The sequence below is a fragment of the Rhizobium sp. 268 genome (assembly GCF_036571585.1).
GTDB classification, from domain to species: Bacteria; Pseudomonadota; Alphaproteobacteria; order Rhizobiales; family Rhizobiaceae; genus Rhizobium; species Rhizobium redzepovicii.
Genome location: NZ_JAPPSO010000022.1, coordinates 52,985 through 62,715, shown reverse-complemented (window position 1 = coordinate 62,715; position 9,731 = coordinate 52,985). Strand labels below are relative to the sequence as shown.

The 9,731-nt window shown below is 62.4% G+C and carries 5 protein-coding genes and 1 pseudogene; 3 read left to right on the top strand and 3 right to left on the bottom strand.

Annotated elements, in window-relative coordinates; translation table 11 throughout:
* From OS035_RS29940 to OS035_RS29930, 3 genes and pseudogenes are all read right to left on the bottom strand, one after another.
* Positions 1-3,171, bottom strand: a pseudogene (locus OS035_RS29940) (translocation/assembly module TamB domain-containing protein); the annotation flags it as partial.
* Between the two features lie 54 nt (positions 3,172-3,225).
* A complete protein-coding gene (locus OS035_RS29935) occupies positions 3,226-5,154 on the bottom strand; it encodes an autotransporter assembly complex protein TamA (protein ID WP_183778363.1) in 1,929 nt (642 codons plus the stop codon).
* 169 nt (positions 5,155-5,323) lie between these two features.
* The gene (locus OS035_RS29930; protein ID WP_003582726.1) at positions 5,324-5,581 is read right to left on the bottom strand and encodes a YMGG-like glycine zipper-containing protein; all 258 of its coding nucleotides are present in this window, start codon (positions 5,579-5,581) and stop codon (positions 5,324-5,326) included.
* A 325-nt stretch (positions 5,582-5,906) separates the two neighbouring features.
* Between OS035_RS29930 and hemA the strand changes: the two genes are divergently transcribed.
* The 3 genes from hemA to OS035_RS29915 all read left to right on the top strand — a co-directional run bounded on the left by hemA (position 5,907) and on the right by OS035_RS29915 (position 9,722).
* Positions 5,907-7,121 (top strand): 5-aminolevulinate synthase, encoded by a 1,215-nt coding sequence (gene hemA / locus OS035_RS29925; protein ID WP_331814609.1) that lies wholly within the window; start codon positions 5,907-5,909, stop codon positions 7,119-7,121.
* A gap of 322 nt (positions 7,122-7,443) precedes the next feature.
* The gene (locus OS035_RS29920; protein ID WP_183778554.1) at positions 7,444-8,436 is read left to right on the top strand and encodes a LacI family DNA-binding transcriptional regulator; all 993 of its coding nucleotides are present in this window, start codon (positions 7,444-7,446) and stop codon (positions 8,434-8,436) included.
* A gap of 47 nt (positions 8,437-8,483) precedes the next feature.
* Positions 8,484-9,722, top strand: a complete 1,239-nt coding sequence (locus OS035_RS29915) for an ABC transporter substrate-binding protein (protein ID WP_097629612.1) — start codon at positions 8,484-8,486, stop codon at positions 9,720-9,722.
* Positions 9,723-9,731 lie beyond the last annotated feature (9 nt).

Here is a 9,731-nt window from a genome sequence, read left to right as displayed (position 1 = left end):
CTTCAGCGAGAGGCTGTCGGCGCCCGCTATCGCTGTGTCGAAATCAAGCTTGTTGTGGGCGAATTTACCGGATGCCTTCACTGCGAGGTCGCCAAGACCGGCGCGCTTGGTGTGGCTGGTCGCAGCATCTTTCCAATCGAGATCGAAATTGGCGGTCGGCGCGGACAGCGGTCCGGTCGCCGAGACCTTCCCGGTGATCACGCCTGCTGCGGCAAGATCAGGAACGAAACCATTGGCGATGCGGGCGGGCAGGTTGAGAATATCGGCGTCGATATTAAGCACCGGCGCCTTCGGGTCGGCGAGTGCAACATTGCCGGCGGCCTTAAGCGACAAGCCGTCACCGCTGCCGATCGTCGTGTCGAAATCGAGCTTATTGTCGGCGAATTTGCCGCCGGCGGTGATGCCGAGCGGCGCCAGCCCGGCTCCCTTGGTCTGGCCAGTCGTCGCATCCTTCCAGTCGAGCTTGAAGTCGGCGACGGGTGCGGCCGGCGTTCCGGTCACGGCAATCTTTCCGGAGATCGTGCCGCCGGCCGAAAGGTTCGGTACGAAACCGTTGGCGAGAGCGGCCGGCAGGTCGTGAATGTCGGCATCGAGCTTCAGCGTCTCGCCGGCCGAACCGGTGACGCTTACCGAGCCGGTGCCTGTTTTCAGCGTCAGGCCGGTCAGGCTGGCGGTGCCGCCGGTGATTGCGACCTGCGTCGGTGCCGCAAGTTCGACCGGGATATTGCGGGGGCTTGCCGAAAAGCGGTCAAGGTTAAGGTCGATCGCCCCATCGGCCATCTCGATATTGCCGGCGGCCAGCACTGGGTTGCCGTCATAGGCGGCATTGAGATCGAAATCGGTCTGGTTCTGCTGCCTGGTAAAACCGAGCGCAAGGCCGGCAAGCCTGTTTGCTCCAGCATTCAGTTCCTCGGCCTTGACCGTGCCGTTTGCCGCAAAAGTGGAGAGATCGCTGACCGTGACATCGATATCCGGCTTGACGATCGCAAGCGTATCACGGCGGATCGAGGCGCCTGTTGCACGCAGCTTCAGCGCGATCTTGCCGTTGTCGCTGACGACGCCAAGCGACCCCTTGAGATCGCCTTCGGCCTTCTGCCCGCCGAGTGCCGCGAGCAGGCCGATATTGGGGAAGTCGAAGGTCAGGGCGCCGGTCGGCTGCAGGGCGGGCGAGAATTCCAGATTGGCGGTCAGCCGGTTGCCGCCAATATCGGCGGTCAGTGCCGGAATACGCATCCGGCCGTCCGCGGAGCTGATGTCGCCGTTGATGGCGATCGGCTGGCCGTCGATCGTGCCGGTGGCGGCAATTTTGCCCTGCGGCGCCTTGGGATCGGCAAGACCCGACAGGTCGATATTGAGGTTGCCGAGCGTCCGGTCGGCCATTTCAAGGCTGGGGGACTTGAGATTGGCCGTCACCGAGATGGCTGGCAGCTCGCCGCCCACTCTTACCGCATATCCGGCCCCGCCGTTGGCGCCGGTGATGAGTTTGCCGATGTCGGGCAGCCGGCCGGAAAGATCGGCATTCACCTTCGAGCCGTCGAGCGCGACATTGCCGGCGGCCTCAAGCGTGCCGGAGGTCACGACGAGGTTGGACAGCGCGAATTTCGACGGAATGGTGCCGGTCACTTGGCTTTCCAGCGAGATCGGCCCGTCGAACCTGCCCGAGACCGCAGCCGGCAAGGCTGCCGGGGCGATGGTAAGCTTGACGTTGCCGGTCAGCGCCTGGTCTGCCAACCGGTACGAGCCGTTGAGGCCGCCGTTGATGTTGGCGCTTTCGAGGGTGGTGCCGTTGAAGCCGATGCTGCCGGGCGTTATCTGCAGGGGCGAGGCGATCGTGACCGGGCCCTGGACGGCACGATTGAGGTTCGGCTCCGCAAAGGTCATGTCGCCGGCAACGAGACGCAGCTGGACGCTGCCGGATCGGGCGGCGAGATTGAAGGCGTCGCTCTTTGCCGTCAGCTTGACATTGCCGATAACGGCTTGCGGCAGGGTCGCGGTATCGAGCGAGCCGCTGACATTCAGTCGGGCCGCCTGCGCATCGCCCGTCAGGGCCAGGTTGAGGCCTGAGATCAGCAAGCGTGCTTCGCCTTCGGCGAGCGGCCAGCGGAAATCGACCGGCCCCGATGTGCCGAGCAGATTGGCGTTCAGGCTGTTGTTGCCGGCCGGATCGAGCGTGCCCGAGGCAGCGATGACGACGCTGCCGGTGGCGATATTGCCGGTCTGGATATCGATCTTGCCGTGGTCGTTGAAGGTGGTAGCAAGATCGATATTGGTCTGGCCGGCGAAAAGCGGCCGGAACGCAGCTGGAAGCAGCGAGCTCAGGTCGCCGCCGCCCTTGAGGTCGAGGTGGTGCAGTCCGTCCGCACTGATCTGATGCCGAGCCTCGATCGCGGCGCGCTGCTGTCCGTCGAGAGCGGCCTGCACTTTACCCCTCCAGTCGGATATCGGTCCCTGGCCGTCGAGATCGATGTTGACCGCGGGATTGTCGGGCAGGCCGAGAAAACCTGCCAGCAGTCCACCCTTCGGTTCGGCAAGCTGCGCTTTCAGCCGCAGCCGGTTTTCCGCTGGCGCATAGGCGATATCGGCGACCAGCCGTGCATCCGGGACGGCATGACGGCGGACATTGACAATCGCCTCGCCGCCATCGCGGTTTGCCGACAGGCTGCCTTCGGCAGCGAGCGCGAAGGCGCGTCCCGCAAACGGTTCGGCCAGTTTGATATCGGGCAGCGCGACGCGGTCTATATCAACCTTGATCGGAAGGCTGAAACCGCCGGCATTTTCCGCTGCGGGCCGCGAGGGCAGGGTGCGCACCGGCTTGCGCAGCACGTCGATCGCTTCGATCTCGAAGCGTTTGGCATGGAAGGTTCCGGTCAGAAGTGCCAGCGGGTTCCAGTCGATGGCGATGCCGTGAATTTCCGCAAAGACGCCCCTGGTATCGGAGACGGTGATCTCGGCGGCGCGAAGCCCGCCGGTCAAAAGACCTTGCGGCTCACGCACCGTAATCGTCATGTCGCGGTTGGACAGCGTCGAGGCGATCTTTTCGGTAACGATGCGGGCGCCAAAGGCGGTGAAGCCGAAGATCGCCAGTGCCAGGACGGCAAGAATCAAGATGGCGCCCACGCCGTAGGCGGTGAGCCGCAGGAACCAGTTGACGATTTTTGCCAGCATTTGCATCGGCGCGGACACTACCCCGTTTTCACGATGGTTCACAAATCGATATCGGCCCTTCTAGAAGGATTGGCCGATGCCGGCGTAGATTCCATAATCTGTGCCACCTTCGTACTTGTTCAGCGGCATGGCAAAATCAAGCCGCAGCGGGCCGAAAGGTGTGGCATATCGTATTCCGGCGCCGGCGCCGGCGCGGATATCGGAAAAACCAGGAAAGGTGCTGTCCGATACGGTGCCGACATCGATGAAGGGCACGATGCCGATCGTATCGGTGATCGCGATGCGGGCTTCCAGCGAACCGGTGACATAGGAGCGGCCGCCGGTGGGGTCGCCATTGTCGTTATAGGGCGAGATTTCCTGGTAGCTGTATCCGCGCACGGAGCCGCCGCCGCCGGCAAAGAAGCGCTGCGTGGCGGGAATATTCTCGATGCCGCCGCCGCCGATCAAGACGCCGGCGGCGACCTTGCCGGCCAGCACCACGCCATCCTCGGCGCCGAAGGGCAGATAGCCGGAGATCGAGCCCTGGAATGCCGCATAGGGCGTGGCGTTGAAGATCTCGTAACCGGGCTTTGCCGAAAATGTCGCGCGATAGCCTTCCGTCGGGTTGAACTTGTCGTCGCGGGCATCGCGGTCATATTGCAGCGGCAGGGTGAAGGTCAGATAGTCGTTGGTGCCGAAGGCGTCGTCGTCGCGCTCCCAGCTGACCTCGCCGCTTGCCGAGACGGTGTCCCGGTCGGTCAGCTCGTAGGAGAGGCCGAGCGAGGCGGTGACGAGCGTCGCATTATAGGCATCCGGATTTTCGGTCTTGGCGACGATGCCGGCCTTCAGCGTGGCGGCGGGGAAGAAGGCGCCGGGCTTGGTAAACAAAATACCGGCGGAATAGTCGAGGCTGCCGACATCGGTGGTTTCACCGAGCCGCGACACCGATCCCTCGATGCGCAGCGTTTCGGCTTCGCCGAACAGGTTGCGGTGGCCCCAATAGCCTTGGACGCCGAAGCCGTCGGTGGTGGAATATTGGGCGCCGACGCCAAAATAGCGCTGCTTGCCTTCGGAAACCTCGATCGTCATCGGCAGCGTACCGTCCGGCGCCAGCGCATCGCCTTCGTGGATGGTGACGCTTGAGAAGACGCCGAGGGCGCGAAGCCGCTCGCCGGCTTTTTTCAGCGCCTCCGGGGAATAGGCTTCGCCCTTGTCGAGCCGGGAATAACGCTGGATGAACCCCGGCTTGACGGTTTTTTCGCCGGTGACGCCGACATCGCCGATCGGGGCGACCGGGCCGCCTTCGGCCGCAAGGATGATATCGACGGTGTCGCTCCTATGGTCGGCGACGACCTTGCGTTCGGTCAGCTTGGCGAAGGGCCGTCCCTCGCTCTTCAACTGCTCGACGATCTTGTCGCCGGCCTTGATGATGGCAAGCGAGCCGGCCTGGGCGCCCGGCGCCAGATCGTAATCGGCGGGATTGTGGTTTGCGGCATCGCCGCCGAACTGGACCTCCCTGACCTTGAAGATCGGGCCGGGCGTTATGTCGACGGTGACCGGGACCGGCCCGGACCGATCGAATGTCGGATTGGGCGGCAGGTCGTCGATATTCTTGCCGTCGATGGTGATCGTCACCACGCCGCCGTAACGGGCTTTTTCATAGAGAGCTGCGATCAACCGCTCGCGGTCGTCGCGCGCCTTGACGACGACGCCGAGATCGCCGGAAACCGGCAGCTTCTGGTCACTGAGGAGGCGGGAGCTGTTTTGCAGCGCTTCTTTCAGGTCGGGATCGGCGGTGTCGGCTTTGAGATCGACGTTATAGCGCACCGGATCGGGCACCTGCTGAGCTTCGTCATCGTCCTTGCCGAAAATGGTGATGCCGAAAAGCTTGAAGGCGTAAGCGTCGCCGATCAGGACCGGTGAGAACGCAGCTGCTGCTGCGACCACCATCATGGTGCCTGTTCGCCGATACGCAGTACCTGTTTTCGGGCCTGTCCCTCTAATCCGCATACGCTGCTTTTGGTTAGGTCTTCAATGAAGCTTCGTTGCCCAGCCGTGAACAGCTTAGCGGCAAAATCGCGCGGGGTGTACCATTTTAAATTGCCAGCGCGCTAATTTAGCACAAAAAATCCCGGAGGTGTGTCCGGGATTTCCTGAGTGTACCGGTTTGCCAGCGGTATCAGCGCGGGCAGGTATCGATATAGCGGCGGCCGTAGCGGTCGCGATAGTAGCACTGGCCGGGCTGTTCGGCGACGCTGCCGATGAGGGCGCCGGACACACCGCCGATCGCGGCGCCAACGGCTGCGCCGCGGACGTTGCCGGTGACTGCGCCGCCGATGACCGCACCTGATGCAGCGCCGATGCCGGCGCCCTGTTGAGTCGGCGTACAGCTTGCGATCGACAGGCCGATCAATGCGAGTATGACAGCTTTTTTCATCTTTTCTCTCCGAGGTTGTTGCCCAGCGGGCGAAGGCCGTCCCTTTTTATTTTTCGTCAGACTAGAGCGAAAACTATGTCGGAAGAAAGGGTTGTCCACCGTTGCGTTGATTTTTTTGCTAGTCGGCTGTCGTCGTCCTATGCAGGGATCGCAAACCAGGCTGCGTTTCGCGGCATCAATTTCATTGATCGCGGCGTGCGGATTTTTTATCTGGAATCATTCAAAAAACTGGGCCTTTTGCCGCAGTTGATGTTAAAGCAAAGGGTAAGTATTGACGCGCGGACGTCCGGTCGGCAAGAACGGCCGCGCGATACTGGAGCAGATGATGGATTTCGAAGCGTTTTTCAAAAACGAGTTGGACGGGCTTCATGCCGAGGGCCGTTACCGCGTTTTTGCCGATCTCGAGCGTCACCGCGGCAATTTTCCGCGCGCGACGCGCCATACGGCCGATGGCGAAAAGGAAGTCACGGTCTGGTGCTCCAACGACTATCTCGGCATGGGCCAGAACCCGAAGGTGATCGAGGCGATGAAAAACGCCATCGACCACTGTGGCGCGGGTGCGGGAGGCACCCGGAATATTTCTGGCACCAACCACCACCACGTCATGCTCGAGCGTGAGCTTGCCGATCTGCACGCCAAGGAATCAGCGCTGATCTTCACCTCGGGCTATGTGTCCAACTGGGCAGCCCTCGGCACGCTCGGCGCCAGGATCCCAGGCCTGGTCATCTTCTCCGACGCGCTGAACCATGCCTCGATGATCGAAGGCATCCGTCATGCCAAGTGCGACAAGGTGATCTGGAAGCACAATGACGTCGCCGATCTCGAAGCCAAGCTTAAGGCCGCCGATCCGAAGGCGCCGAAGCTGATCGCCTTCGAGAGCGTCTATTCGATGGACGGCGATATCGCCCCGATCAAGGAAATCTGCGACCTCGCCGACAAATACGGCGCGATGACCTATCTCGACGAAGTGCATGCGGTCGGCATGTACGGCCCGCGCGGCGGCGGCATTGCCGAGCGCGAAGGGCTGATGGACCGGCTGACCGTCATCGAAGGCACGCTCGGCAAGGCCTTCGGGGTGATGGGCGGTTATATCGCCGCTTCGGTAGCGCTTTGCGACTTCATCCGTTCCTTCGCGTCCGGCTTCATCTTCACCACGGCGCTGCCGCCGGCGCTTGCCGCCGGCGCCGTCGCCTCGATCCAGCACCTGAAGGTCAGCCAGTTCGAGCGCGCCCGCCATCAGGACCGGGTGCGCAAGCTCCGGATGCTGCTCGATCAGAGCGGCATTCCGCATGTGCCCAATCCAAGCCATATCGTGCCGGTGCTGGTCGGCGATGCCGCCAAATGCAAGTGGATCTCCGATCTGCTGCTCGACAATTGCGGCGTCTATGTCCAGCCGATCAACTATCCCACCGTGCCGAAGAAGACCGAGCGGCTGCGCATCACGCCGACGCCGCTGCATTCCGATGCCGATATCGCCCATCTGGTCGAAGCGCTGCATTCGCTCTGGTCGCGCTGCGCGCTGGCCAGGCACGTCGCCTGATTTTTCGATGACCGCGCCATTCAGGACCTCCATCGGAGGTCCTGGCGGTGATCAGCCTTGCGCCTCTGCCGCCGGCCAATCTTCTTTGCCCTGACTCCGATCATCCGCTCGGCGCCGCCTCGATGCCGCCGATGCGCGTGGCTTCTTCCGCTGCATTTACGCCTTGCCGCCGACCGTCCTCCCGCTGACAACGCCTGAACTACATGGGAAAACCTTTTCTCACTTGACACAGCGGTTGGTAAAAGCTTTTCTCAAGCCACTTCAGAAGGAGGACAGTCTGAACATATCGGGAGGAAAAAGAGGCAGGATCACCATCCATGAGGTGGCGGCGGCTGCCGCGGTGAGCATATCGACCGCGTCGAAGGCGCTCAACGACACCGGCCGGATGGGCGCGGAAACGCGCGAGCGGGTGAAGCGCATCGCCGGCGAAATCGGATATCGGCCGAATGCGCTGGCGAGAGGTCTTCTCAGCAAGCGCAGCTTCACCATCGGGCTCTTGACCAACGACACTTACGGCCGTTTCACCCTGCCGGTGATGGCGGGTATCTCGGACGCGCTGGTCGACCATGGGGTTTCGGTCTTCCTCTGCGCCATCGAAGACGATCCGGCGCTCGCCCAGATCCATGTCGATGCGATGCTCGACAAGCAGGTCGACGGCATCATCGCCACGGGAAAGCGGCTGGACCGGCGCCTGCCCGTCGATCTGTCGAATTTGCATGTGCCTGTCGTCTACGCCTTCACCGAGGGGACGCAGAACAGCGTTACCTTCCGTTCGGACGACGAGCAGGGTGCGAGGCTGGCGGTGGAGTGGCTCGCCAAGATCGGACGGCGGCGGATTGCCCATATCACCGGGCCGGAGGATTTCTTCTCGGTGCGGGAACGCGCCGGCGCCTATCACGAGGTGGCAGGTCATCGCGAGCCGGTGCTTTACGGCGTCTGGTCGGAAAGCTGGGGCCATGAGGCGGTCGAGAAGCTTTGGAAGAGGCCGGGAGAAAAGCCCGACGCGCTGTTCTGCGGCAACGACCAGATCGCCCGCGGTGCCGCCGATGCCTTGCGCGAGCGCGGCGTCAAGGTGCCGCAGGATGTCTCGGTGATTGGCTTCGATAATTGGGAGATTGTCGCGGCCCAGACGCGGCCGCCGCTGACGACGGTGGATATGGAGTTGAAGGAGCTCGGGCGGCAGGCCGGATTGACGGTGCTGGCGCTTGCGGAAGGACGGCCCGTCGAGCCGGGAGTGAGGAAATTGCCGTGCCGGCTGATCGTCCGGCAGTCATGCGGGGGCAGAACCTCGGATGATCAAGGGAATGAGATCTAGGGAATGAGCAAAGGCGCAGGGAGATGCGCCATATCGGGAGGAGTGTCATGATCAAGCGTCTTTTGGCGGCGACCAGCATCGCTACCTTATGCCTGTTTTCGGCTGCGTCGGCGGCTGAAAATGTCGAAATGTGGGTTCGCTCGGGCATCGGCGACGCCTTCAAGAAGGTCGTCGAAGCCTATAATGCCGGCCATGAGAACAAGGTCGTGATGACCGAGGTGCCGTTCTCCGAGCTGGTGCAGAAATATGCAACGGCGATCGCCGGCGGACAGGCGCCCGACGCCTTGTCGATGGATCTGATCTATAACCCCGCCTTTGCCGCGGCCGGCCAGCTTGAGGATCTGACGGACTGGGCGAAATCGCTGCCCTATTTCAACTCGCTGTCGCCTTCGCATGTCCGTCTCGGCACCTATCAGGACAAGATTTACGGCCTGCCGCTGTCGGTGGAGACATCGGTCTTCGCCTGGAACAAGGATCTCTACAAGAAGGCCGGGCTCGACCCGGAAAAGGCACCGGCGAATTGGGACGAAATTACTGCCAATGCCGAGAAGATCCGGGCGCTGGGTGACGATACCTACGGCTTTTATTTCTCCGGCGGCGGCTGTGGCGGCTGCATGATCTTCACCTTCACGCCGCTCACCTGGGGTGCCGGCGCCGATATCCTGTCGGCCGACAGCAAAAAGGCGACGCTCGATACGCCTGAGATGCGCAAGGCCGTCGACATCTACCGCAACATGGTCAAGAAGGACCTGGTGCCGGCGGGTGCGGCCAGCGATACCGGCGCCAACTTCCTGACCTTCACCAATGGCAAGATCGGCCAGCAGAGCCTCGGCGCCTTTGCCATCGGCACGCTGGTGACCGAGCATCCCGACATCAATTTCGGCGTGACCCTCATTCCGGGCGTCGACGGCAAGCCGTCGTCCTTTGCCGGCGGCGATAATTTTGTCATCACCAAGGGCACGAAGAAGATCGACGCGGTGAAGGGCTTCCTCGAATATGTCTATTCGGAAGACGGCCAGAAGATCATGGCGAAATACGGCAGCCTGCCGACGCGCGGCGATATTGCCGACAAGGTGCTGGAAGGTCTCGACCCGCGCATGCAGGTCGGCCTCAAGGCGATCAGTGTCGCCAAGACGCCCTATACGCTGCAGTTCAACGACCTGATCAACAGCGCCAACGGCCCGTGGGCAAGCTTTACCAACGCCGCGATCTTCGGCGACGATGTCGACGGCGCGTTTTCGAGCGCCCAGTCGGAAATGCAGTCGATTATCGATAGCGGCCAGTAACTCTCCCCC

Bases quoted from the DNA above. Each gene is read 5' to 3' on its own strand.
- OS035_RS29935 (WP_183778363.1), bottom strand. From the start codon at position 5,154: ATGCGGATTAGAGGGACAGGCCCGAAAACAGGTACTGCGTATCGGCGA.
- OS035_RS29930 (WP_003582726.1), bottom strand. From the start codon at position 5,581: ATGAAAAAAGCTGTCATACTCGCATTGATCGGCCTGTCGATCGCAAGC.
- hemA (WP_331814609.1), top strand. From the start codon at position 5,907: ATGGATTTCGAAGCGTTTTTCAAAAACGAGTTGGACGGGCTTCATGCC.
- OS035_RS29915 (WP_097629612.1), top strand. From the start codon at position 8,484: ATGATCAAGCGTCTTTTGGCGGCGACCAGCATCGCTACCTTATGCCTG.